The following is a 26,052-nucleotide window of genomic DNA, read 5'->3' on the forward strand; positions in this document are numbered from 1 at the left end:
CCGCTCACAAACACTCTTTTACGATCACGTTTTGTTACCATTTGCTGATTTTTACATCGCTTGCTGCTGTGTGTTTCACTGTTTTTTTGTCATTCGATTCACGCTTCTGATTCGCCTACCGATAAATAGATTTATATCTCGCAGTAATATTCCACTGCGTAGTCATGCAAATGTGTTTTTATACTTATTCATCCATCAACCGATAATGAACAAGTTAGGGGTTACTGAACCGACTAACACATTTGATACAACCGATAAGCGCTAACACGCACGAACAACACTACAGCGTTAAAACTAGTAAAAAGCAGAGTAATTTAAGCATATTCCGCACAATAACATAAACATCATAATTGTATCTTAAATGTGTTTGTGCTTAAGCAAGCCGAACATTAGCGAGCACAGGTCGTGTGTACTTAGCTGAGGGAAGATAATAAAAAAGGCCGCAAGCGGCCTTTTGGTGAGATCGGATATAAAAAACGCAATACTTAAAACAGCTGGCTCACTTCATTACCGTTAACTGACAGCATGCCATCATGGATGGTAACGGAAGAGTGCAACTGACCATCTTTCTGGCTAATCCAGCCTTGGCTAGACAGTTGCAACAGCATCAGCAACATTTGTGGCTGCTTGAGGAAGACTTTTTCATCTACGCTCAGCTGCGCATCAGCAGTCAGTGGCAGCAGCAGCTCATCCCAATTGCTTGGCATCGCGCGGTCAGCCGGTAACTGCATCACGCCTTTACCTTGCAGCATCCCTTCACCGATTTTGGCACTCAGCTGATCGATAGAAACTTTGACGCCTTTACCTAACAGTTGCAGCAGCTCGTTTTGGGCCTGCTCTTCAGAGATTTTCTGCTGCTTGCTCATCACCAGCAGCGCATCACGGTTCAGACCAGTCACTTGAAACTTCAGCAGCGCATCTTTCACATTCAGCTGCAGTGGTTTGGTTTGCTGATAATCACCCAGCGTGATCTGGCTGATAAAATCCAGACCTTCACCTTTTTCCTGCTGATCGGTATCAATCTTCAGATTGCTAAAGGTTACTTGGCTAGCTGCCGTTTCACTGGAAAAGCTGGCGATATCAAAGGTATTGGTACCGAACCACAGCCCCTGTTTTTGCTGCTGCTTGGTCAGAATGCTCACTGCGCCGACTTGCAGTGCAGTCTCTTGATTGCTCTTAAGATCGCCGCCCTGCCAATCGGTTTTCAGATCCAGCTCGCGCTGATTGACGTTGTAAGTCAGATCGCCGGTCAGCGGCTTAATCAAAAACTGATTGCCTTCATCGGTCAGTTTCAGCTCACCGAGGGTGAAATTACTTTTAACGTCACTACCCAAGGTATAGCTTGAATGCATCGCAAAAGGCAGTGGTTTACCACTGAGTTTTTCCAGCTCAGCCACCAAGCCTTGTGATGCCAATGTGGTGGTCGCGCTGATATGCAGTGGCCAAATGCTAACGGCGTTTTTCGCCAGAATTTCGGCCGCTTGCACGCTCGGATCACCACTTTCCGTCACGACTTTCACATCAATCTGACGGCTAAAAAACGAACGTGCCGTTTCGGTAATGGTCACCCCAGACTGAGGGGATAAATCAGCTTTAACTTGCTGTAATTGCTGGTCAAAAACAGAGCCAGTGTAATATTGCAGACCTGCGGCAACGGCCAGCGCTACAATCCCAAGTCCTATTACACGTCCTTTTACTTGTGCCATTCTGCGCAATCCTCGATGGTGGCGTTAATGCGTCATACAATAGCACGATTTTAGCACCTAATAACTAACCCTTTATTTTATATAACAAAAAAATCCAGTGTTTGGACTAATACGTCCGCTTCATCTTTAACGTGCGGCGATAAGTCTCACTACTGACGCCCCGCCAGATCCTGCGCCGCGTGCCCCACTACCTGTACGGCCTCATCGTTCCCTGTTACCCTGCTAATATCCTCTTTCTCGGGTCTTTGCTCTGAATGACTCGGTGAAACTGCCCAGTGCTCACTGTTTTACATAAAGAGATAAACTGATGACGACTCACGCTTATTCTCAACTCGAAGCCACCTTCCAACGCCTGTATCGTTTCTCCCATCTCGGTGCGATTTGTGGCTGGGACCAGCACACCATGATGCCAGCCGGTGGCAATAACGCCCGCTCGCAAGCCTTGGCCGAACTGCAGGTTTTGATGCACCAAATTCTGACCACACCTGAGGTCGGCACGTTACTGCAAGCCGCCGAGCAAGAAGACTTGGATAGCACGCAGCGTGCTAATTTGCAGGAAATGCATCGTCGCTGGCTAGCTGCCAATGTGTTACCGAGCCAACTGGTAGAAGCTAAATCACTGGCCGGTGCGCACTGTGAGCATGCTTGGCGTACCCAGCGCAAAAATAACGATTGGCACGGCTTTGCCGCAAACCTTGAACGCGTTGTGGCCCTGTCGCGCGAAGAGGCGCAAATCCGCGCCGAAGCCAGTGGCAAATCGCGCTACGATGCGCTGCTGGATCTGTATGAACCAGATATGACCTCGCAGCAGTTGGATCAGCTGTTTGCCGACTTAAAAACATGGCTGCCACAACTGCTCAAACGGGTAGAAAACCGTCAGACCCAATCGGTGATCATCGAGCCTCAAGGGCCATTTAGCACCGAGTCACAGCGCAATATCGGGCTAAAAATCATGCAGCTGTTAGGCTTTGATTTTAATGCTGGCCGTTTAGATATCAGCGTGCACCCGTTTTGTGGCGGTGTAGCTGAAGATGTGCGGATCACCACCCGTTATAGCGAAGAAGATTTTCTGCCTGCGCTGATGGGGGTGATCCATGAAACCGGCCATGCCCGTTATGAGCAAAATCTGCCGCGCCACTGGTTAGGGCAACCGATCGGCGAAGCTCGCTCCACGGCCATTCATGAATCGCAAAGCCTGCTGTTTGAAATGCAATTGGCACGCTCTCCGGCATTTTTGAATCTGCTGCTGCCGCTGATCCGCGATGAATTTGGCGATCAAGCCGCGTTTGTAAAAGATAATTTCTTGGCGCTCAATACCCGCGTTAAACCGGGCTTGATCCGCGTGGATGCCGATGAGGTTAGCTACCCTGCGCACATCATTTTGCGCTACGAAATCGAGCGCGCCTTGATTGAAGGTGAGATTGAAGTTGCCGACATCCCGGCCTTGTGGGATGAGAAGATGCAGGCTTATCTGGGCATCAGCACCCAAGGCAACTACCGCGATGGGTGTATGCAGGATATCCACTGGACCGACGGCTCATTTGGCTACTTCCCGACCTATAGCCTAGGCGCGATGTACGCCGCGCAGTTATTCCAGCGAGCCCATGCCGATAACCCAGCACTGAATGACCAAATTAGCCAAGGTAATCTGCAACCGCTGTTTAGCTGGCTGAACACGGCTATCTGGCAGCATGGCAGTAGCCTCAGTACCCAAGCGCTGATCACGCAGGCTACCGGCGAGCCACTCAACCCAGCCTACTTCCGTCATCATTTGGAAACACGCTACCTGAAATAAGTCGCGCAGCAAGCTGAGCTCAGTGCACCATTTGAGCACTGACATAAAAAAACCGGCCCATGCCGGTTTTTTTATCGCCTGATTTACGCGCCAAGGCTCAACATTCATCAACGCAGCCGCGAACAATCGCCTGATTCCGCCCCTGCGTTTTGGCCTCATACAGGGCTTGGTCAGCCTGCGCAATCATCACCTCAGCTGCCGGCGGGTAGCAGAACACCACCAGTCCCACACTGATCGTCACGTATCCCGCGGTTTTCGAGGTGCGATGCGGCAACTGTAAGCCAGCGATCTGTTCGCACAGCCAACAGCCGTAATCCGCCACCTTCTCGACCGATACATCCGGCAGAATAATGGCAAATTCTTCCCCACCGTAACGACACACCATATCGCCAGCGCGACGGGCGCTTTGTCGCAAACAGTGGGCAATCGCCTTTAAGCATTGATCACCGGCCAGATGGCCATAGGTGTCATTATAGGCTTTAAAGTGATCGACATCGATCATCGCCAACCCCAAACACTGCTGAGTACGGCTGTGACGCTGTATTTCCGTCGATAATTTTTTATCGAATGCGCGGCGGTTGTACAGCCCCGTTAATCCATCCAGATTAACCAGCTGGCGCAATTGATCAGATAAGCGTTTAAGTTTGAGCTGCGTGCTGACTCGCGCTCGAATAATCGCGGCGTGATAAGGCTTATAGATAAAGTCGACCGCCCCCATCGCCAGCCCTTCAACTTCTTTTTGTGGATCATGAATACCGGTGATGAAAATAATCGGAATATCTTGTGTCAGCGCATCGGATTGTAATTCACGGCACACATCCATCCCACTTTGCTGTGGCAATTCTATATCCAGCAAAATCAGATCTGGGGAATGCTCACGCGCTAACAGCAGAGCTTGTTCGCCATCGCTGGCCAACAGCACCTCACCCAAATCTTTGACAATAGAGCTCAGCAACAGACGGCAGGAGTGCGAGTCATCCACCAGCAATAACCGCGACTTTTGTGAAATGATGTCCGAATCCATGATAATTAATCCTAAATAGCCAGCCACGTGCTGTAGATCGCTCTGAGCTCTGATTGGGCCAGATTTCCGGATAAGCACAATACTCGGAATAACTGGCTACATCCTGCTGCAGACGCTTGGGTATTGCTGCAAAGTCAGGAGGCTATGATATATCAGCTGAGCATTTACTCTGATATATTCTTTTTCGTCAATCAACTCAATCGCCGACAGAAACAGTGGCAAGCTTATTCACAGGCAGATACAAATATCGGGACTCCGTTACGCCCCTGTTCGCTCTCTTCATGTTTACCTGTGCTAACGTTATTAACAGTAATCTGTACTGTTAATGATAGCTGCTGTTTTAGAACTACACAGCGACAATACACAACGGGATGCATGACAACCCGCAAGTTAATTTGTCATACTATTATATCGTTTTGTTTTAACTCTCACAGGTTACACCATGACACCCGCAGTAAGACTTTTAAAGAAACACCAGATAGCCTTTACTCTGCATGCTTACGAACATGATCCGCATAACACCAATTTCGGAGAAGAAGCCGCAAGCAAGTTAGGGATTGAGCCGCAGCGGGTATACAAAACCTTGCTGGTCAGCTTGAACGGTGAAGCCAAGAATCTGGCTGTCGCTATTGTTCCAGTCTCCGGCATGCTGGATTTAAAGAAAGTCGCCAAATCTTTGGGCGCTAAGAAAGCGGACATGGCCGATCCGGCGCTGGCACAGCGCATCACCGGGTATCTGGTGGGCGGAATTAGCCCGCTAGGACAAAAGAAGCTGCTGCCGACCCTGCTGGATCAAGGCGCCGACGCATTTTCTTCGATCCTCGTCTCCGGTGGTAAACGCGGACTGGACATCGAACTAGCACCTCAGGATTTACTCACTGTATTAAATGGAAAGTTGGCACCCATAGCCAAAGAGGAGTGACCCCATGCGCAACGCGATTCTGTTTTCCTGTGCTTTGCTGATCAGCAGCCCACTGCTGGCCAATCCGCTGAGTGAATGCACCACCAGTGGTCAAAATCACCAGCAAGTGACTGACTGCCTGACCGCGCGCCTCGATGCGGCGCAGAAAAAAGTCCATGCGACCATGGTAAAACAGACTGCCGCGATGCAAGAGTTGGAAGGTCTGAGCGCCGGCGCGAAAGGTGCCAGTGCTGCATTGCAAGACGCGCTAAATAGCTACAACACTTACAGCGATAAGGTTTGTACCGCCAAACGTCTGCAATACGCCTCCGGTAACGGTGCCGGCCAAGCGGAGTTAGCCTGTAAAATCGAAGTTGCTGAGCAATTTGCCGCCTTGATGGACTAACCTCCACCGCTCAGCCGCCGCAACTCAGGCTGCGGTTGGTTGCCTGGGTTACTCGCGGCAGTAAGTGGACTTCTTGTGCGTACTGTCTATATAGCCTATATAAGCATTCTTCATGCTGTGCATAGACAGTACGCCTCATCCGCACCATTCACTACCGCTGTTTACTAGGGCGGTTTACTTCAATGCATGACTCCACGCATTGACTGCCACATTGATATCGGCTTTCCATCCGTTTGGTATGGCGATCCTGAACTCGTAGCACTCATTAGCGACATGGTTACTGATAGCTTCTGGTGGCGTTAATGCTAGGCGCAAAGCGCGCTCATCACACAAACACTGGAAAATCTTACGCTCTGTTCACAAAATAGCGAAAAACCGCCTTTTAAAACAAATAATTAACAACATGACAGACCTCAGTAATCGCAGGAAAAATTCCCTATTTATAACAATGAGTTATTGAGTGAGTAGTTGTTATACCATAACAGTTTCTGCGTTACTGCCTTGCTAATAAGGCAAATATTCACTTTTTGCCTCCGCCAGTCTCTAAACTCAATTTAGCCATTTTTGTTGATGTAGATCACATTTTCATCATCTGAAATGTTTATTTTTTATTCATTTTTTTATGCCAATTGCTATCGACAAAGATCTTAATTGATCATTTATTCAACAATAGATTTTACCTTGATCACATTTCGCAATATTAATTGATGAATTATCACGCAATATGTGACTGTTGGTTTTTATCAGTCACATAAAAGGCTACTTGGCGTCCGATTTGATTAACTCGCACACAATCCTATAATCAACTCAGTTTTACGGCACCGCCGAACTCCATAATTCATAACAACATCCTCTAGGATGACGACTCACTGCGCTAAATAACGAACTACGTATAACTGACTATACGGGATGTGGTGCAGCATCATTGATTAACGACTATCACGTTAACGCACCCCATAATAATCGGTACGGACATCGGTTATAGATTGCTATTGCTAAAAACAATTTATAATCCTGTTTGAATAAACCGCGCAATACCAATATTAAACATAATTTTATTTAAGGATGAATAAGTTGCTTTGATTTACTAACGAGGAACTCTTTCATGGCTATTCACCGCATGTTCAAACGTTTCATGGTTATTGCCGTTGCTACGTTTGCACTATTTTCTACTAACGTTTTTGCCTCTGCGATTAACGGCCTAACAAAAAGTGATTTTGTTGATGTGGCCAACGAGTATGGCATCAATCCTAAACTGCTCTATTCTATTGCTGTTGTAGAGTCATCAATGACCAAAGGTAATAATGCCAAGCCTTGGCCTTATACAATTAACAAAAAAGGCAAGCCTTATTACCTCGACTCTAAACAAGAAGCGGAAAAGAAACTGACGCAATTAATCAGCTCGACCGATAAAAAGCACATTGATGTCGGTGCAATGCAAGTTAACTTAGGCTGGCACGGCTCTCGGGTCGATGAACCGGCGGATTTATTTAATCCGAAAACCAATTTACGCGTTGGTGCTGAAATATTGAAAAATGCACTGGACTCGTCGCCAAATAATTTAAAATTAGGCATTGGTCGCTATCACTCTTGGGATAAAGGCCGCGCGATAGGCTACGCCAATAAAGTGATGTCGGTAATGAAAACGGTCGCGCTCTAAGCCGCGTTAAGCAATGCGCTAAAAATGAAGCGCGAAAATTAGCGGCACTTTAATTTATCGACACTGCCAAATAACTTTGCCGACAAAAGACATGGATTAGACACTCACTCGGCAACACACAAAAAAAGCAGGCATTCACGCCTGCTTTTTTACTTTCTACCAGTCTGCATTTGCTAGCCATCTGACGACTGATCTACATAGCGCCAGATTGCATGCAGTAAACCGACAAATTATTTGTATACGATCTCGCCTTTTGGCTCGAACTTAGACACATCCAATGGCGAGTTCTTATGGATATAATCCTTCAGCACTTCGGCATCAGTAAAGCCGGTATTCACATAACCTGGCTTGTTGGCAATGTTCGGATAACCATCACCACCCGCGGCGTTGAAGCTTGGGATGGTAAAGCGGTAGGTCTTGTTCATATCAATTGGCTTACCGCCAATCTTCACGTCATGCACCTTGCCGTCTTCCACGATCATCGAAATGTTGGCAAATTGGGCATACGCACCGGAATCGACTTTCTTGGTAGCCACCACATTCAGGTAATCAATCAGATCGCTACCTTTCATGTCCATATAGCTGACAATGTTGCCAAATGGCTGCACTTTCAGCACATCTTTATAAGACACATCACCCGCTTCGATAGAGTCACGCACACCACCGGAGTTCATGATCCCGAAATCGGCATTCGCGCGATCCATGTGCGCAGTCGCAATCAGACGGCCAAGGTTGGTTTGCTGGAAACGCACCACGTTACGGTCACCTTCCAGTTTGCCGTTCGTCGCACCAATCTTCACACCCAGCTCCGCCTGACCTTTGTCTTGGAATGGGGTCAGCAGATCCAGCATCGATTTATCTTGCGGGATTTCGGTGGTGTACAGCTGGTATTCTGACTTGCCGTCATCCAGCTTGATTTTTTTCTTCAGGTTTACCGGGATCAAATCATAGCTCACCAGCTTCAGCTCACCATTTTTGAACTGATAATCGGCACGGCCAACGTATTTGCCCCACTCATGCGCTTGAACAATCCACGTGCCATTTTGACGATCTGGCTGGCACGGGGTGCCCGGCACATATTTGTTATTACGCTTGTTCTCACCTTCCATACACACCGGATCTTGTGAGTGACCACCCACAATCATATCCAGCGCACCTTCTGGCAGCGCACGCGCCAACTCCACATCACCGGGAGCATTGGAGCCGTGCTGACCATCTTCATAGTGACCCATGTGGGTCGCCGCAATGATCACGTCAGGCTTTTCGCTTTGCTTGAGCTCATCAATAACCTTTTTCGCTTCCACTTTTGGATCTTTAAAGACGATCCCTTTGAGGTACTCAGGGTTACCAATTTTCTGTGTATCTTCGGTAGTCAAACCGATAACAGCAATCTTCACGCCCTGCTTGTCGAACAGCTCATACGGCTTGAACAGGCGCTTACCAGTTTTCTCATCATAAATGTTGGCTGACAGCAGTGGGAAACCGGCCCACTTTTCTTGCTGACGCAGCACACTCAGTGGATTATCAAACTCGTGGTTACCCAGCGCCATCGCGTCATAACCAATCATGGTCATGCCACGAAAATCAGGCTCGGCATCCTGCAAATCAGACTCAGGAACCCCAGTATTAACGTCACCGCCTGACAGCAACAGCACCGAGCCGCCTTTAGACTCGACATCTTTGCGGATCTGATCAACCAGCGTTTTTTGCGCTGCCAGACCATACTCGCCCTGATCGTTTTGCCAGAAATGGCCGTGATGATCGTTGGTATGCAGGATGGTGATGTTGTAGGTCTTATCTTTTTCCCATGTCTGCGCATTGGCTACGCCGGTTCCTAAGGCCAGCGCTACCGCCAGACTGCATACCGTAATCTTATACGGGGTCTTGAATGTCATGATGATTCCTTTTATTCGTTCTATTTATCCAATCGCTATCAGCGTATTTCCAAACAGCATTTGCTGTCGGGTGCTGCCACTGTTAAGCACGGGAACCAGTCTAAATTTTTGTGGCGCATAACTCTTCTGCCAAGACAACGAACTGTTATTTACATCAAACTTTATGCGACAGATCACCGCAATCGCAGGAGGGAAGCGCGAAAAAAACGCCGTCCACGTGGACGGCGCAAAGCAACATGAGACAACGAAGAGGAAAATCAGCGTGATGGACGCAAGCAGATAAACAGCAAGGCACTGATCGCCAACGCCACGCAATACCACGCATGGGTGACCACATCCAGTGGCGACAATTTAAAGCTCGACGCCAACAGCAGCGCCTGCGCCCCGTACGGCAACAAGCCTTGTACTACGCAAGAATAGATATCCAGCACACTGGCAGCACGACGTGGACTGATTTGGTTCTCTTTCGCCAGCGTACGCGCCACGCCACCGCTCACAATAATGGCGACGGTGTTATTGGCGGTGCAGCAGTTCGTCAGCGCCACCAGCAGCGCGATGCCCATCTCACCGGCACGGCTATGCGGTTTACCGGAGCTATTTAAGCGCTCAATCATACGCTGGATATGGTGCGCTAAGAACGCCAAACCACCTTGCTGCTTCATCAGCTCACTCAGGCCACCAATCAGCATCGACAGCAAGAAAATCTCCTGCATGCTGCCAAAACCGCTGTAAATATCTCGCGCAAAACCGCCCAGCGTGTAGGTCTCGGAAGCGCCAAAGCCAATCAGACCGGCGGACAAAATCCCCACACCCAGCACTAAAAAGACGTTCAGACCAGACAGTGCCAACACCAAGATAACCAGATACGGCAGCGCTAAAATCCATGAGAAAGGCTCAGCCGCCGGAACTTCGCTGCTACGCGTCAGGAAGAAAAACAGAATCAGCGTGGCAATCGCTGCAGGCAGAGCAATACGGAAGTTTTCCTTGAGCTTATCGCGCATCAAGCAGCCTTGGGAACGGGTCGCCGCAATGGTGGTATCGGAAATCACCGACATGTTATCGCCGAACATCGCACCGGAGAGGATCACCCCTGCCATCAACGGCAGCGAAATACCGGTCGCTTGCGCCACACCCAGCGCCACTGGCGACAGCGCCGCGATGGTACCCATCGACGTACCCATGGCCGTGGAAATCACTGCGGCAATTAAAAACAGCCCCGGTAACAACGCCCAGCCCGGCAATACCGATAAGCCCAGACCAACTGCGGCATCCACACCGCCGGTCGCCTTCGCCACCGATGAAAACGCACCAGCCAGCAAGTAAATCATGCACATGGCGATGATATCGGGATGACCTACCCCACCGATAAAACGGTTGATGGCTTTATTGAGCGGCTCTTTGGCCAGCAGCAGCGACAGCACAATGGCGGGCAACACCGCAACCGGTGCCGGTAACTGGTAAAACGCGAAATCCGCCCCCTGCAGGGTGTAGTAGATACCGGTTCCGATATACACCGTTAAAAAGACAAGCAAAGGCAGCAAAGCCGCAAAGGAACGCGCCGGAATATTATTTTGATTATCGGTCATAAGAACCCACAACATAAGGGTGATTTAAGTCTATGACCCGATTTTACGTTGAGACGCATAGATTTGTAAACATCTGGACGTCTAAATAGCCAAAATAGCCATTTGACATATTTTGCAATAAATTCGTGTGACAAATTCTGTTGAGATATGTGCATCTGTGTCTGTCATCGATTAGTATTTGCAACTTCGCTGAAATATTGTGACGTAATTCACAAATTAATATAAGAATTAAGGTTCATAGAAGAATGCAATTGTCTTTAAAACAAAAGCTGCTGGGAACTAGCTTGCTTGCGGTGATCGCGGTAGCCACTGCGTTAACATGGGTTGCTACCAATAATCTGTATAACGAAACACGCGCACAAATTCGTGAACGCCTGCACAGTCTGGCCGATGCTGCCAGCGCCACTGTCAGTTTGTGGCAGAACGATAAACTGGCGGTATTAGATAGCGCCCCTACCTATCTGGCTGATCCAGCCACCCAAATTACGCACTTAAAACAAGCGCAGCAAAACGGTCAATTTGACCATGTCTATATTGGTGCCGCCGATGGCCGCATGATCTCTTCACACACCGATTGGGATTTTAGCGGCTACAATCCAACGCAAAAAAGCTGGTATCAAGAAACCCTGCAAAAAAACAACCTACGGATCTCCCAGCCGTATAAAGACAGCATTTCGGGTGGTTTGGTGATCACCTTGTCCAAACCGCTGTATTTCAACCAGCAATTTTTCGGCATTCTGGGCGCCGATCTCACACTGGAGCAAATCGCCAAAACCATCAGTGATATGCCGGTAGGCGAAGGCGCACAAGCGCTGATGATTACCCGCGATGGCACAATCATTGCCAACCGTGACTCACAGCTGATCATGCAACCTACCACGCGGATCTCACCACAATTTACCCAGACGGAAATCGAGCAACAGCTGCAACATCAAGACATCAGCCAATTTGACATTAACGGCAAATCAACGCTGGTTTACCTTAAAGCGGTACCAGGCACTGACTGGCTGGTCGGCCTGCAAGTTGAGCAAGATGTGGTGGAGCGTAGCTACCTGCAAACGCGTATGGAGCTGCTGATCGTCTCTGCAGTGTTCACGCTGCTGGCGGCGGTGCTGATTGGTGGCGCTGTCACCTACCTGTTCCGCGACTTAAACCGCGTCTCCGCTGCGCTGTCCGAAATCGCCCGCGGTGAAGGCGATCTAACGGTGCGCATTCATCCGCGGACACAAGATGAAATTGGCCAGTTGGCGACTAACTTCAACTTGTTCGTTGAGCGTCTGCACAAGATTATTCTCAACCTGCGCGATGTGGCCGATAGCCTGACGGCGCAAGCTGACGTAGCTGCAGCCAGCGCAGAAGAGCGCACCCATCGCATTCATCTGCAACAAGATGAAGTCACGATGGTAGCCACGGCGGTCACCGAAATGGCAGCCGCCACCCACGAGATTGCGGGCAATGTGGATGCGACCTCGCGTGAGGCTCACAATGCCGTAAATCTGAGTGATACTGGCCGTCAGCAAGTTGATCAGAGCCAAGATTCCATCCGTAAACTGGCGCAAGAAGTGGGCATGGCCACGGATGTGATCATGGAGCTGAATCAGCATGCCGATAACATCAGCTCTATCATGCTGACCATTCGAGCCATTGCGGAGCAAACCAACTTGCTGGCTCTGAACGCGGCGATTGAAGCAGCGCGCGCCGGAGAGCAAGGCCGTGGGTTTGCCGTGGTGGCCGATGAAGTGCGTATGCTGTCACAGCGCACCCATGTGTCTACCGAAGAGATTGATACCATGATCCACAATCTGCAGCAGGCCACCCGCCGCGCGGTTGAGATCATGGCGCAGAGCCAAACATTGGCGCAAACCAGTGTGACCGATGCCGATTCAGCGGCAGTCAGCCTCAATCAGATCGCAGAAGCCATTAACACCATCAGTGATATGGCCTCACAAATCGCCTCCGCGGCGGAAGAGCAAAACTCAGTAACGCAAGAAATCACCCGCAATACGGAGTCGATTAAGGAAGCGTCAACCGATTTGGCCCAAGAAGCCAATGATGCCGCGCGTCAAGCGGCCTCACTGAGCGAGCTTTCCCTGACTCTGCGCCAAGAGGTGAATCGCTTTATTCTTTAATCCGTGGCGCTACGAAGAAAGAGAGTACTGCAAAAGAGGCTACTGAGGAGTCTGTGTAGTGGTTAAGTAAATCTGCACACTTCTCAGTACCTCGCGTAAAAGACGCGCTTAAAAACGGGCTAAAGATAAAAGTTGCGAGACAATACGCAGCTTTCGCATGCAAAGGTTGCGGAAACTGCACTTTGTTGCAAGTGGACACTGCTGGTTACATCTTAAACGATTAAAGACTCTCAAGAGTGAGCAGAGCGAGGCCGATAAAGGCTTACAGTCATCTTGCCAAACGGAGTTTACCGGCACTATGCGACTCTCTCTTAAACAAAAAATCACAGGGATCAGTCTCCTGTCCATTTTGCTGGTTGCCAGCATCCTGACCTGGCAGTCTTCTGTCCATCTCTATAACGAAAACCAACAAGATACTCAAACGCGTATTGATGGCATGAGTATCACCGTCTCCGGCGATATATCTACTTGGCTGCTAGGAAAAATCAGCGCCGTACAAGCCGTCACCCCGTTCACCAAAGACACTTCCACACTCATCCCCCATCTGGTTCAAGCTTATCTCAGCGGTCATTTCGATGACATCTATTACGGTGCCGCCACCGGACAAATGTTTGACCGCCCAGAGCGTCCAACTACCGCAGGCTATGATCCACGCATTCGCGACTGGTATATGAATGCGGCCAAAGCGCAGAAAGTGGTGATTTCTGAACCTTACAGCGATGCGGTAACACAACAGCTGATTGTGACAATCTCTGTTCCGGTGATCGAAAACGGTGTATTGCAAGGCGTGATTGGGGCTGACCTGACACTGGATCAGCTGCTGAACAAAATCAGCTCGCTGAAAATCGGTAATGGCGGTTACGTCATGCTGCTCAGTGGCCAAGATCAAATCATTGCTCACCCCGATAAAGAGCTGAGCATGCAGCCAATCACCAAGTTGGACCCTACCCTTTCCAATAGCCGCGTGGAAGAGTTGGAAAGTGCCGGTACGCTGCGCGCGCTGACCATCAACCAGCAAAACAAGCTGATGTTGCTACAACGCGTTCCTGACAGTGACTGGGTTCTTGGTTTTGTGCTAGATGAAGATGCTGAGCTTGCTAACTACCGCAGCACCCGTAACCTGCTGCTCGGTATTTCTGTGGTGCTGACTCTGCTGACCACCGTCGGTATTACCTTGCTGGTTGGTTTCCTGTTCCGCGATCTGAACCGCGTATCGGCAGCACTGGCGGAAATTGCCGATGGTGAAGGCGATCTGACCGTGCGCATCACCCCACGCTATGATGATGAAGTGGGAATGTTAGCCAAAAACTTTAACCGCTTCGTCGAACGCTTACAGAATATCTTGCTGCAGATGCGCGATATTGCTGACAGCCTGAACAATCAAGCAACACATACTGCGGCCAGCGCGGAAGAGCGTACTCAGCGTATTCACATGCAACAAGGTGAAATCACCATGGTGGCCACCGCGGTAACTGAAATGTCCGCCGCCACCCATGAGATTGCCGCCAGCGCCGATAAAGCCGCCACCGAAGCCGGTAGCGCCGTAAGCATCTGCCATGATGGCCGTGAGCAAGTGGTGCAAAGTCAGCACTCCATCCGTCAATTGGCTGAAGAAGTGGGTGTGGCCACCGGAGTGATTGATGAGCTGCATAGCCATGCCGCCAGCATCAGCACGATCATGATGACGATCCGTTCGATTGCCGAACAAACCAATTTGCTGGCGCTGAATGCGGCCATCGAAGCGGCGCGCGCCGGCGATCAAGGTCGTGGTTTTGCCGTGGTAGCCGATGAGGTACGTATGTTGTCGCAGCGAACTCATGCCTCCACGGAAGAGATTGAGTCGATGATCAACAATCTGCAGCACTCAACGCGCAAAGCGGTGGATATCATGTCCGGTAGCCGTAATCTGGCCGATACCAGCGTGAATGATGCCGATACCGCCGGCAACAACCTGATTCAGATTAACGATGTGGTCACGGTGATCAACGATATGGCAGCGCAGATCGCAACGGCGGCTGAAGAGCAAAGCTCGGTAACCGAAGAGATCACTCGTAATACAGAATCCATCAAGGAAGTGGCGCAAGATCTGGCGCAAGAAGCCAGTGATGCCGCGCGTCAAGCCGCAGAGCTGAGCGAACTGGCGTTCCATCTGCGCCAAGAGGTGAACCGCTTTATTCTGTAATCGCGGTTTTATCGCGTATTCACCGTATATTTAGCGAGCGAACCCAAACAAAAAGGCATCCCTTGGGATGCCTTTTTTCATGTCGCTATTTGCCGCTCATGTTTCGATAACGCTATCGCCCACCGGCAAGTGCATCACCGAAAAAATCACACGGCGCGTGATAGCCGCATGCTTAGCAAGAGGTATCCAGCACTGGGAAACCTTTCACCAGATCGTCGATGGCTTTCATCTGCAGCAAGAACGGCTCCAGTTTAGCCAGTGGGAGCGCGGATGGGCCATCACACTTGGCATTGACCGGATCCGGATGCGCTTCTAAGAACAGACCGGCGATCCCAACGGCAATACCGGCACGAGCCAGTTCCGCCACTTGATCACGACGACCACCAGATGCAGCGCCAAACGGATCACGGCACTGCAGGGCGTGAGTCACGTCAAAGATCACTGGGCTACCGTTAGACGCTTTCTTCATCACGTTGAAACCCAGCATATCCACAACCAGGTTGTCATAGCCAAAGTTGCTACCGCGATCGCACAGAATAATCTGATCGTTGCCGCACTCAGCGAACTTATCAACGATGTTACCCATCTGACCTGGGCTCAGGAACTGCGGTTTTTTCACGTTGATCACCGCGCCGGTGCGCGCCATCGCTTCCACCAGATCGGTTTGACGCGCCAAAAACGCTGGCAGCTGGATAACGTCAACCACGTCAGCCACTGGCTGGCACTGCGCTTCAGTGTGCACGTCAGTGATGATCTTCACACCGAAAGTCTGCTTCAGCTCTTGGAAGATTTTCATCCCTTCTTCCAAGCCTGGGCCACGGTAGGAGTGGATAGAAGAGCGGTTCGCTTTGTCAAAAGACGCCTTGAACACATACGGAATGCCCAGTTTGTTGGTCACTTCAACATAGTGCTCACACACGCGCATCGCCATATCGCGCGATTCCAGCACGTTCATGCCGCCAAACAGCACAAACGGTTTATCATTCGCGACATCAATATCGCCGATACGTACATTTTTCTGTTGCATGCGTTTGACCTTTACGTAGGTAAGAACTCAGTGCAGCACCACTTCAGGGATCGACAGTGCGCGCACTTGTTCACGCACCAGAGCAATCACCGGATCTTTCGGGCACTGCTTGATAAAATAGGTTAAATCATCCTTGGCGGCCTGGGTACAATCCAGTGTGGCATAAATCAGGCCACGATCACGGATCTCATACGGATCGCCGGGGCTACGCTCCAACAACAAGGCACTGACTTGCAGCGCCAGTTCGCCGCTTTTCTCGTGCATCAAGGCGGCTTTCATCGCATCCATCACGCGCATCATGACCTGCGAATGACAGCTGATATCCACGTCTTCATCTCGCAGCTCAGCCAGCATGCCCTCTTGACCTTTCAGCCACGCCGTCAGGATATGCTCATCCACAATCTCGCCGTTGAACGGATTGATAAACAGCGTCGTGTCATCGAATTCAGCACGCACTAAAAACTGCGTTGGGAACACCACCGGATACAGCGGTAAATCCAGCTCAGAAGCCAGAGTCAGCAGCAAAATGCCCAGCACCACCGGCCCGCCCTGGCGAGTGCTCAGTGCTTTATCCAGCCGCAAGTTATCGGAGCGATAAAAGGTCTGGTAATCGCCGTGAAAGCCCCAGTCTTGATAGACCATTTCCAGCAACGCCAGCGTGCGCGCCAACTCAGGGCCGACCACGTGCAACTCACGAACGTCATCACAGAGCTGCGCCAGCGTCTGTTCGACCTCATCGGCATCAAAATCCGGAAATACCCGGCCAGCCAGCCAGCTCAATCCTTGCGCGAGGGTGTGCTCTTCAAAATCAAACAGGATTTTGCTTTTTGCTTTCGCCACTATTTCGGTCACAATTTCCGTCACTATTTCTGTCACATCGTCAGTCACAGGTGCAGTTCTCGTTCGGCGGCTCTCGTGTCATCGCAGCCGTGTAGCTTATCGCCACGCACGATTACCACAAAGGAACTTTGGTCATCGCCATTTGGGCAATCAGCCAGATCCAGCCTAACGCACCCAACAGGGCAAACGTGCGAATCGCTTTGTTTTTCCCTTCGCGCAGCGCCACAAAGCCCAGCAGGATATAGATCACCACGCCCAGCAATTTCTCAGTCAGCCACGCGCTTTGCGGCGTAAACGGGTAAAAACCCGTGACCACAATCAAGCCAACGCCGGTGAGCAGCAAAATGGTGTCATTGATATGAGGAACGATTTTCACCCAGCGCTTTTGCATCACTGAGGCGTGCAGCATGCTGCCGATAAATCGCAAAACCAGCAGCGTGACAGAAATCGCGATGGTGGTCAGATGCAGGTGCTTTAAAAACATGTACATGGGGCCACGTCCTTATTGGTTAACAGTTTGAGTTAACAATCTCTTATTGCGTTACTTTGATTAAAGTAAGCTATTAAAGTCAGCATATTAAATTAAGCAGGCACATCGGCATAACAACCCAACGTTACCCGATCATTGCCGCCATAATCTTGTACGGTTTCCACCTGCTGATAACCTGCCGCTTGGAAAATCGCCTGCACCGCGGCCGCTTGCTGCCAGCCATGCTCGACCAACAGCCAGCCTCCGGGCAGTAAAAACTCCCGTGACTGCGCTGCAATCACACGAATATCGGCCAGCCCTTGCTCATCGGCCACCAGTGCACTGCGCGGTTCAAAACGCACATCGCCCTGCGTCAGGTGCGGGTCTTTGGCATCAATATAAGGAGGGTTACTGGCGATCAGTGCAAAGCGGGGCGCGGGCACTAAGGCGCGTAACGGCTCAAACCAACTGCCGGTTAAAAAATGGGCATTATTTATCCCTAAGCGTTCCGCATTGCTTGCCGCTAATGCGGCGGCATCGGGCTGCACATCAATGCCGATAATCTGGCAATCGGGCCGCTCACTGGCCAGCGCCAAAGCAATCGCGCCGGTGCCTGTGCCTAAATCCAGAAGCTGGGTATTGGTCGCGGGTAGCCGGTTTAACGCCTCTTCCACCAAACGTTCCGTATCCGGACGCGGGATCAAGGTTGCTGGCGACACGCGCAGCGGTAAGGACCAAAACTCGCGCTCACCAATTACGTAAGCCACCGGCTCGCCTTGCTCACGCCGACATACCAGCGCATCGAGCTGCTCACTCTGCTCACCGCTTAACGTATACTCCGGGAACGCCAGCAAGAAGCTGCGATTTTTGCCCGTCACATGACCAAACAAGATTTCAGCATCACGGCGCGCGCTTTCACTGCCGGCGCGCTGTAAACGCGCCGTCGTGGCGAGCAACCATTTATCAGTGCGCATCAGACTCAATCCTGCTCTGACAGCGCAGCCAACTGGTCGGCTTGATGTTCTTGTACGATCGGTTGGATCAACATATCCAGCTTACCTTCCATCACCTCTTCCAGACGGTACAGCGTCAGGTTGATACGGTGATCCGTCACGCGGCTTTGTGGATAGTTATACGTACGGATGCGATCGGAGCGATCGCCAGAGCCCAGCAGGTTACGACGGGTAGACGCCTCTTCCTGATGACGCTTTTCTTCTTCAGCGGCCCGCAAACGCGCGGCCAGCACCGACATCGCTTTAGCTTTGTTCTTATGCTGTGAACGCTCATCCTGACACTCCACCACCAAACCGGTAGGCAAGTGCGTGATCCGAATTGCGGAGTCAGTGGTGTTAACGTGCTGACCACCGGCACCGGAGGAGCGGAAGGTATCAATTTTCAGGTCGACCGGATTAATATCTGGAATTTCCGCTTCCGGCACTTCAGGCAAAATAGCCACCGTACAGGCAGAGGTATGAATACGGCCTTGCGATTCCGTTGCCGGCACGCGCTGCACGCGGTGACCACCGGACTCAAATTTCAGCACGCCATACACGCCATCACCGCTGATCTTGGCAATCATCTCTTTATAACCGCCATGCTCGCCATCGCTGCAGCTGACGACTTCTACCCGCCAGCGACGCGCTTCGGCAAAACGGCTGTACATCCGGAACAGATCACCGGCAAAAATGGCCGCTTCGTCACCGCCCGCACCGGCGCGGATTTCCAGATAACAGTTACGCTCATCATTAGGATCTTTTGGCAGCAACAGAACTTGCAGCTCTTGCTCCAACTGCTCGATGCTGTTTTTCGCAGCATTCAGCTCATCTTGCGCCATATCGCGCATTTCGGGATCATCGAGCAGCTCTTCGGCGGTCGACAGATCCTCTTGTGCCTGCTGCCAATCACGGAAACACTTCACCACATCGGTCAGCTGGGCATACTCTTTGGACAATGCACGAAAGCGCTCCTGATCGGCAATCACCGACGGCTCACCCAGCATCGCTTGAACTTCTTCATGGCGCTCAAGCAGCGCCTCTAATTTGGCAACAATGGAAGGCTTCATGAAAAGCGTAAATCCTGTGAGAAAACAGTCAGTCAGACGTCCAGCCCAAGGCTGGTACGTAAAATAGCCAGACGATCGTGATCGCCTTGTTTGGCGGCATGTTGCAGCGCCTGAGTCGGGGCATGAATCAGGCGGTTGGTCAGTTTATTCCCCAGCTCCACCAGCAGCGCTTCGGCATCGCCGCCATTGCGCAGTGAGTGCAAGGCTTTTTCTACCAGCTCCTGACGCGTTAAGTCAGCTTGCGAGCGGTATTCGCGGATGGTTTCCACACCACTTTGCGATTGCATCCACTGCATGAAGGCCAAACTCTCTTCCTTCACGATAGCTTCCGCGTCCACCGCCGCAGCTTTACGCAGCGCCAAGTTGCGCTCGATAATCGCCAGCAGATCATCCACCGTATACAGGTAGGCATCTGGCAGATGCCCCACCTCTTCTTCGATGTCGCGCGGTACTGCGATATCCACCAGCAACATCGGCTGATAACGGCGTGCTTTCAACGCGCGCTCCACCATCCCTTTACCGATAATCGGCAGTGGGCTGGCGGTGGAGCTGATAATGATGTCGGCTTGCATCAGATGTTCAGGGATTTGTGGCAACGAAATCACATCCGCGCCTACTTCCGCCGCCAGCGCTTGTGCGCGCTCGGCCGTACGGTTAGCAATGATAATCCGCTTTGCACCGTGCTCTTTCAAATGCCGCGCCACCAGCTCGATGGTTTCCCCCGCGCCCACCAGCAGCACGGTCAAATTCGCCATATGCTCAAAAATCTGACGCGCTAAGGTACAAGCAGCAAAAGCCACCGACACCGCACTACCACCGATTTCGGTTTCGGTGCGTACCCGTTTGGCCACCGAGAAGGTTTTCTGGAACAGACGCTCTAAATCGGGCGATAACCGCTCTTGCGCCAGCGCATAAGCATTTTTGACCTGCCCCAGAATTTGCGGCTCACCAAGAACCAGAGAATCCAAGCCACTGGCCACCCGCATCAAATGGGTGACGGCTTGTTGATCATGGTGCAGATACACGCTGTCGCGTAACGGATGGGCTGGCACTTGGTGGAAATCACACAGCCAAGTAATCAGCGATTCGCCGGCCTGCGCGGTATCTTCTACGCTCAGATACAACTCGGTACGGTTACAGGTAGACAGCACTACCCCGCTACGCACAACCGGGTGCGCCGCCAGGCTCTGCAGAGCCAGCGTCATCTTTTCTGGAGAGAAAGCCACTTTCTCCCGCAGCGCAACCGGTGCGGTTTTATGGTTTATACCGAGAGCAAGCAATGCCATGCAGAATCAGTCAGATATGAAGAGTTGATACATCATCAATAGTGCGCTTTATTCTACTTGATGATGTCGATCAATTAAAGCAATCACGCACGCAGGTCGCACAGATCAATGGCTGGCCGGTAAAATCAAGATCGGCTATACTACGTTTCTTACTGAATTTTCTTCGTTATCATGCCGAAATCCATTTATTTGCGCCTGCTGCCATTGACACTGGTCTGGTTGATTAGCGCCTGTGTCAGCACGCCACCCGAACCGGTTGGCCCAGCCGTTAGCTGGTCTGCCCATGTGCAGCAGTTAAACGATCTCAGCCGCTTTCAGGCACGCGGCACCTTTGCTTATCTCACACCACAACGCCGCCAATCTGCACGTTTCTTCTTACAACAGAAGGATGCAGAGCATTATAAGCTACTGTTACTCAACCCACTCGGTGGCACAGTACTGGAAATCAGCGCCGCGCCCGGCAACATCACGCTAAAAGATAACGATGGTAAAACCTACCAAGGCGTCAATGCCGATGAATTGGTGTATCGCCTGACCGGAATGCAAATTCCGGTGACCAATTTGCGCCACTGGATTCTCGGCCTGCCCGGTGATAACGATACCTACACCTTGGCCGGACAACGGCTAGCCACCTTGCAGCATGTCACGCCTGATGGCACTTGGATGATGCGCTACAACAGTTATGATGTGAATTCCAACCCGGTATTACCTGCGGCAATGGAACTGACACAAGGCGACCAACGGATCAAACTGAAAATCGATGACTGGATACTCTGATTGCCCACCGGCGCAGCCACTACAGTGGCCTTCGCCGGCCAAACTGAATCTGTTTTTATATATCACTGGCCGCCGTGCCGATGGTTATCACTCTTTGCAAACCCTGTTTCAGTTTCTGGATTATGGCGACAGCCTCTCCTTTATTCCCCGTCCTGACGGGGTGCTAACATTATCTCCTTCTATCCCTGATGTTCCCGATGAGCACAACCTGATCATCCGCGCGGCACGCCTGTTGCAACAGCATACCGGCTGCACACAAGGCGCGGACATTCGCCTGCATAAAATTCTGCCGATGGGCGGAGGCTTAGGCGGCGGCTCATCGAATGCGGCAACGACACTGGTGGCGCTTAATTGTTTGTGGCAAACCGGATGTAGCCGTAGCGAGCTTGAACAATTAGGACTGCAACTGGGCGCCGATGTACCGGTGTTTGTGCACGGCCATGCCGCTTTTGCAGAAGGCGTCGGTGAGCAGTTGCAAGACTGCGCACCACAAGAGAAATGGTATCTGGTGGCGCATCCCGGCATCAGTATTCCTACAGCGGCAATCTTCGGCGATCCCGAACTGACCCGTAACACCCCGGAGCGTACTTTGACAGCCCTGATGGCAGCGCCATACGAAAACGATTGCGAAAATGTCGCAAGAAAACGTTTTCGCGAGGTTGAACACCTTATTTCTTGGCTGTTACAATACGCCCCGACTCGACTGACCGGTACCGGTGCCTGTGTCTTTGCTGAATTTGATACAGAAGCCGCTGCCCGTACAGTTTTGCAGTCGGCACCGAATTGGTTGCAAGGATTTGTAGCCAAAGGCGTTAACATCTCGCCTTTGCAGCAAACCTTACAGCAGTTTCGTGACATGACTGCAGCGTAAACGAATATCCGTGAACAACTAAATTGATTTACTGATTGAATCTGGCCCTCACGGGCTGGTGCATTTTACCGACAGATACCTGCTGTCTGCCGTTAAAAGGCCCGTCAGATTCCCCCCGTATCCTGGACGCAAGCCTGAGGTTCTTCTCGTGCCCGACATGAAGCTTTTTGCTGGTAACGCAACGCCGGAACTGGCACAACGCATCGCTGACCGTTTGTACATCTCTCTTGGCGACGCTACTGTGAGTCGTTTTAGCGACGGCGAAGTATGTGTACAAATTAACGAAAATGTCCGTGGTGGTGACATTTTCATTATCCAGTCTACCTGTGCCCCAACCAACGACAACCTGATGGAGCTGGTGGTAATGGTAGATGCTCTGCGTCGTGCTTCGGCAGGTCGTATCACTGCGGTTATCCCTTACTTCGGTTATGCCCGTCAGGATCGTCGCGTACGCTCTGCTCGTGTACCTATTACCGCAAAAGTAGTGGCTGATTTCCTGTCCAACGTGGGTGTTGACCGTGTTCTGACGGTTGACCTGCACGCCGAGCAGATTCAGGGCTTCTTCGATGTTCCGGTTGACAACGTGTTCGGCAGCCCAGTTCTGCTGGAAGACATGCTGGCGAAAAACCTGACCAGCCCGGTTGTGGTTTCTCCGGATATCGGTGGTGTTGTGCGCGCGCGCGCCATCGCTAAACTGCTGAACGATACCGACATGGCGATCATTGACAAGCGTCGTCCACGTGCCAACGTGTCTCAGGTAATGCACATCATCGGTGATGTGAATGGCCGTGACTGCATCTTGGTTGACGACATGATCGATACCGGTGGTACGCTGTGTAAAGCGGCTGAAGCACTGAAAGAGCGCGGCGCGAAGCGTGTATTCGCTTATGCCACGCACCCAGTGTTCTCTGGTACTGCAATCGACAACATCAAGAACTCCATGATTGATGAAGTGGTTGTAACCGACAGCATTCCATTAACTCCTGAGTTCAAAGCGCTGGACAAAGTACGCGTACTGACTCTGTCAGGCATGCTGGCTGAAGCCATCCGCCGTATCAGCAATGAAGAGTCAATCTCTGCCATGTTTGAACATTAATTCCCAACGGTATTAATGGCTACATGCAAAAAGGCACCTTCGGGTGCCTTTTGTCATTCTAGGCCGCCAGCGTGTAGAATAGCGCCCATTGTCTACCCTGCCCGGTGAACTCGAGCAGGGTATCGCCTGCATCCGTTATATTTATCAATCCGAGACTGTCATGAGTACGATTAAACTGTTGGTCGGTCTGGCCAATCCTGGAGCCGAGTACGCGGCTACCCGCCATAATGCCGGAGCTTGGTATCTGGATCTGCTATCACGCCGCTATAACACCAGCTTAAAAGAAGAAGCCAAGTTTTTCGGTTATACCGGCCGTGTCAGTATCCATGGTCAAGATGTGCGCCTACTGGTGCCGACCACCTTTATGAACTTAAGCGGTAAAGCCGTGGCGGCGATGGCCTCTTTTTATCGCATTAACCCCGATGAAATTCTGGTCGCCCATGATGAGCTGGATCTGCCTCCGGGCGTGGCCAAGTTTAAACTCGGTGGCGGTAACGGCGGTCACAACGGGTTGAAAGACATTGCCAGCAAGCTCGGGAACAACCCGAACTTCCACCGCCTGCGGATCGGTATTGGTCATCCGGGCGATAAAAATAAAGTCACGGGGTTTGTACTAGGTAAACCACAGGCTGCCGAGCAGCGTCTGATTGATGATGCCATTGATGAGGCGGTGCGTTGCACCGATGTGCTGATGAAAGATGGCATGCTGGCCGCCATGAATCGCCTACATGCGTTCAAAGCCAACGTCTGATGGTTTGATAGCTCGCCCCAGCGTTCACGCACAGCAGCCCTGCTCAATGCCGGTAAAGCTGTGATATAATCTATAGTTTGATTTGCACCCTTTTTCGTGCATGACATTTCGAGTGTAGAAGGTAATTACATCATGGGATTCAAATGTGGCATCGTAGGTCTGCCTAACGTGGGTAAATCTACCCTGTTCAACGCCCTGACCAAAGCGGGTATCGAAGCAGCTAACTTCCCGTTCTGCACCATTGAACCTAACACCGGCGTGGTGCCGATGCCGGATCCACGTCTTGACCAGCTGGCTGAGATCATCAACCCTCAGCGCACTGTGCCGACCACCATGGAATTCGTGGATATCGCCGGTCTGGTAAAAGGCGCATCCAAAGGTGAAGGTCTGGGTAACCAATTCCTGGCTAACATCCGTGAGACCGAAGCGATCGGTCACGTTGTTCGTTGCTTTGAAAACGACAACATCATTCACGTTGCTGGCCAAGTTGACCCGGCTGATGATATTGATGTGATCAACACCGAGCTGGCGCTGTCTGACTTGGAAGCGTGTGAGCGCGCTCTACAGCGTGTACAAAAACGTGCTAAGGGCGGCGACAAAGATGCCAAGCTGGAGCAGGAAGTGCTGCAAAAGTGCCTGCCACATCTGGAAAATGCCCAGATGCTGCGCACCTTGGATCTGAGCGATGATGAAAAAGCTGTCATCAAGTACTTGAGCTTCCTGACCCTGAAGCCAACCATGTACATCGCTAACGTGAACGAAGACGGTTTTGAAAACAACCCGTATCTGGACAAAGTTCGCGCTATCGCAGCCGCTGAAGGTTCAGTCGTGGTTCCTGTTTGTGCCGCTATCGAAGCCGATATCGCCGAGCTGGAAGACGAAGATAAAGCTGAATTTATGGCTGAGCTGGGTATCGAAGAGCCAGGTCTGAACCGCGTGATCCGCGCCGGTTACAAACTGCTGAACCTGCAAACTTACTTCACCGCGGGCGTGAAAGAAGTGCGCGCGTGGACTATATCTGTGGGTGACACTGCGCCACAAGCGGCAGGTAAAATTCACACTGACTTTGAAAAAGGCTTTATCCGCGCACAAACCATCGCATTCGACGACTTCATCAAATACCGTGGTGAGCAAGGCGCCAAAGAAGCCGGTAAGATGCGTGCCGAAGGTAAAGACTATATCGTTAAAGATGGCGATATCATGAACTTCCTGTTCAACGTATAATTAAATCATACACAAACATTTCAATAAGATAGACGAAATCCAACCTTTAGGTTATGTATTGAGTACACATTCGCGTACTCAATACATCTCTAACGTAAGTAGACAAAAAAACCTGTCAGAAACTGGCAGGTCTTTTTTACTTTTCATCGCAGCAGCTGGTATGTCTCCATTTCAATGCCGTGGGAATTATCACCAGACATATCCTTATCGTTCGTCGAGTTTTCCTTGCTTGCTATACCTTGGCGCACTACATTACACATAAATAACACACCGTAACATTCAATCACATCGCATAACCAATTCACCAGCAACCAGTTACACATGGAAGGCAGACAAGCGTGATGAAAGTGAACGAGTCTATTTAC

Annotated in this window: 21 protein-coding genes; 11 read left to right on the plus strand and 10 right to left on the minus strand. The window is 51.0% G+C overall.

Annotated features, from left to right (window positions below; genetic code table 11):
* Positions 1-485 precede the first annotated feature (485 nt).
* Entirely contained in the window at positions 486-1,706 is a 1,221-nt protein-coding gene (locus LQ901_RS08555; RefSeq protein WP_010862039.1) for a DUF945 family protein, read from the minus strand.
* A gap of 307 nt (positions 1,707-2,013) precedes the next feature.
* On the opposite strand from LQ901_RS08555, the gene LQ901_RS08560 reads away from it, so the two are divergent.
* Positions 2,014-3,501: a carboxypeptidase M32 gene (locus tag LQ901_RS08560; protein WP_233672147.1), complete on the plus strand. Its 1,488-nt coding sequence runs from the start codon at positions 2,014-2,016 to the stop codon at positions 3,499-3,501.
* A gap of 97 nt (positions 3,502-3,598) precedes the next feature.
* Here LQ901_RS08560 and LQ901_RS08565 read toward each other — a convergent pair whose 3' ends face one another.
* Entirely contained in the window at positions 3,599-4,525 is a 927-nt protein-coding gene (locus LQ901_RS08565) for a diguanylate cyclase domain-containing protein (RefSeq protein WP_233672148.1), read from the minus strand.
* Between the two features lie 442 nt (positions 4,526-4,967).
* Here LQ901_RS08565 and ybaK point away from each other — a divergent pair, with 442 nt between their 5' ends.
* The 3 genes from ybaK (at position 4,968) to LQ901_RS08580 (ending at position 7,492) form a co-directional block, all read left to right on the plus strand.
* Positions 4,968-5,447 (plus strand): Cys-tRNA(Pro)/Cys-tRNA(Cys) deacylase YbaK, encoded by a 480-nt coding sequence (gene ybaK, locus LQ901_RS08570; protein ID WP_010862043.1) that lies wholly within the window; start codon positions 4,968-4,970, stop codon positions 5,445-5,447.
* Between the two features lie 4 nt (positions 5,448-5,451).
* The gene (locus LQ901_RS08575; RefSeq protein WP_010862044.1) at positions 5,452-5,832 is read left to right on the plus strand and encodes a lysozyme inhibitor LprI family protein; all 381 of its coding nucleotides are present in this window, start codon (positions 5,452-5,454) and stop codon (positions 5,830-5,832) included.
* Positions 5,833-6,937: 1,105 nt separating this feature from the next.
* The gene (locus tag LQ901_RS08580; RefSeq protein ID WP_152135962.1) at positions 6,938-7,492 is read left to right on the plus strand and encodes a lytic transglycosylase domain-containing protein; all 555 of its coding nucleotides are present in this window, start codon (positions 6,938-6,940) and stop codon (positions 7,490-7,492) included.
* A 230-nt stretch (positions 7,493-7,722) separates the two neighbouring features.
* On the opposite strand, the gene ushA is transcribed toward LQ901_RS08580, so the two are convergent.
* Complete coding sequence (gene ushA, locus LQ901_RS08585) at positions 7,723-9,387, minus strand: bifunctional UDP-sugar hydrolase/5'-nucleotidase UshA (protein ID WP_010862046.1); 1,665 nt, start codon at positions 9,385-9,387, stop codon at positions 7,723-7,725.
* Between the two features lie 257 nt (positions 9,388-9,644).
* Positions 9,645-10,973: a Na+/H+ antiporter NhaC family protein gene (locus tag LQ901_RS08590; protein WP_039046134.1), complete on the minus strand. Its 1,329-nt coding sequence runs from the start codon at positions 10,971-10,973 to the stop codon at positions 9,645-9,647.
* Between the two features lie 245 nt (positions 10,974-11,218).
* Between LQ901_RS08590 and LQ901_RS08595 the strand changes: the two genes are divergently transcribed.
* Positions 11,219-13,102 carry a methyl-accepting chemotaxis protein gene (locus tag LQ901_RS08595; RefSeq protein ID WP_039046133.1) on the plus strand — a complete coding sequence of 628 codons (1,884 nt, stop codon included), beginning with the start codon at positions 11,219-11,221 and terminating at the stop codon, positions 13,100-13,102.
* Positions 13,103-13,400: 298 nt separating this feature from the next.
* Complete coding sequence (locus tag LQ901_RS08600) at positions 13,401-15,284, plus strand: methyl-accepting chemotaxis protein (RefSeq protein WP_233672149.1); 1,884 nt, start codon at positions 13,401-13,403, stop codon at positions 15,282-15,284.
* Positions 15,285-15,456: 172 nt separating this feature from the next.
* Here LQ901_RS08600 and kdsA read toward each other — a convergent pair whose 3' ends face one another.
* From kdsA to hemA, 6 genes are all read right to left on the minus strand, one after another.
* Complete coding sequence (gene kdsA, locus LQ901_RS08605) at positions 15,457-16,311, minus strand: 3-deoxy-8-phosphooctulonate synthase (protein WP_010862050.1); 855 nt, start codon at positions 16,309-16,311, stop codon at positions 15,457-15,459.
* 27 nt (positions 16,312-16,338) lie between these two features.
* The gene (locus LQ901_RS08610) at positions 16,339-17,199 is read right to left on the minus strand and encodes a tetratricopeptide repeat protein (protein WP_233672150.1); all 861 of its coding nucleotides are present in this window, start codon (positions 17,197-17,199) and stop codon (positions 16,339-16,341) included.
* 64 nt (positions 17,200-17,263) lie between these two features.
* Complete coding sequence (locus LQ901_RS08615; RefSeq protein WP_233672151.1) at positions 17,264-17,641, minus strand: SirB2 family protein; 378 nt, start codon at positions 17,639-17,641, stop codon at positions 17,264-17,266.
* Positions 17,642-17,733: 92 nt separating this feature from the next.
* On the minus strand, positions 17,734-18,594 hold the full coding sequence (prmC, locus tag LQ901_RS08620) for a peptide chain release factor N(5)-glutamine methyltransferase (protein ID WP_233672152.1): 861 nt from the start codon (positions 18,592-18,594) through the stop codon (positions 17,734-17,736).
* Between the two features lie 5 nt (positions 18,595-18,599).
* Complete coding sequence (gene prfA / locus LQ901_RS08625; protein WP_010862054.1) at positions 18,600-19,682, minus strand: peptide chain release factor 1; 1,083 nt, start codon at positions 19,680-19,682, stop codon at positions 18,600-18,602.
* 32 nt (positions 19,683-19,714) lie between these two features.
* Positions 19,715-20,968, minus strand: coding sequence for a glutamyl-tRNA reductase (gene hemA / locus LQ901_RS08630; protein ID WP_233672153.1), 1,254 nt, complete (start codon positions 20,966-20,968; stop codon positions 19,715-19,717).
* Between the two features lie 171 nt (positions 20,969-21,139).
* Between hemA and lolB the strand changes: the two genes are divergently transcribed.
* The 5 genes from lolB to ychF all read left to right on the plus strand — a co-directional run bounded on the left by lolB (position 21,140) and on the right by ychF (position 25,687).
* The gene (gene lolB, locus LQ901_RS08635) at positions 21,140-21,745 is read left to right on the plus strand and encodes a lipoprotein insertase outer membrane protein LolB (protein WP_233672154.1); all 606 of its coding nucleotides are present in this window, start codon (positions 21,140-21,142) and stop codon (positions 21,743-21,745) included.
* Entirely contained in the window at positions 21,729-22,616 is an 888-nt protein-coding gene (ispE, locus tag LQ901_RS08640) for a 4-(cytidine 5'-diphospho)-2-C-methyl-D-erythritol kinase (protein ID WP_052181227.1), read from the plus strand. Before lolB ends, ispE begins: the two co-directional genes overlap by 17 nt.
* A 148-nt stretch (positions 22,617-22,764) precedes the next feature.
* Entirely contained in the window at positions 22,765-23,712 is a 948-nt protein-coding gene (locus tag LQ901_RS08645) for a ribose-phosphate pyrophosphokinase (protein ID WP_010862058.1), read from the plus strand.
* Between the two features lie 160 nt (positions 23,713-23,872).
* On the plus strand, positions 23,873-24,463 hold the full coding sequence (gene pth / locus LQ901_RS08650; RefSeq protein WP_010862059.1) for an aminoacyl-tRNA hydrolase: 591 nt from the start codon (positions 23,873-23,875) through the stop codon (positions 24,461-24,463).
* A 132-nt stretch (positions 24,464-24,595) separates the two neighbouring features.
* Positions 24,596-25,687, plus strand: coding sequence for a redox-regulated ATPase YchF (gene ychF / locus LQ901_RS08655; RefSeq protein ID WP_010862060.1), 1,092 nt, complete (start codon positions 24,596-24,598; stop codon positions 25,685-25,687).
* Positions 25,688-26,052 lie beyond the last annotated feature (365 nt).

Origin of the sequence: Plesiomonas sp. PI-19, from assembly GCF_021368255.1 — a bacterium.
Lineage (GTDB): Bacteria > Pseudomonadota > Gammaproteobacteria > Enterobacterales > CAMTGL01 > Plesiomonas > Plesiomonas shigelloides.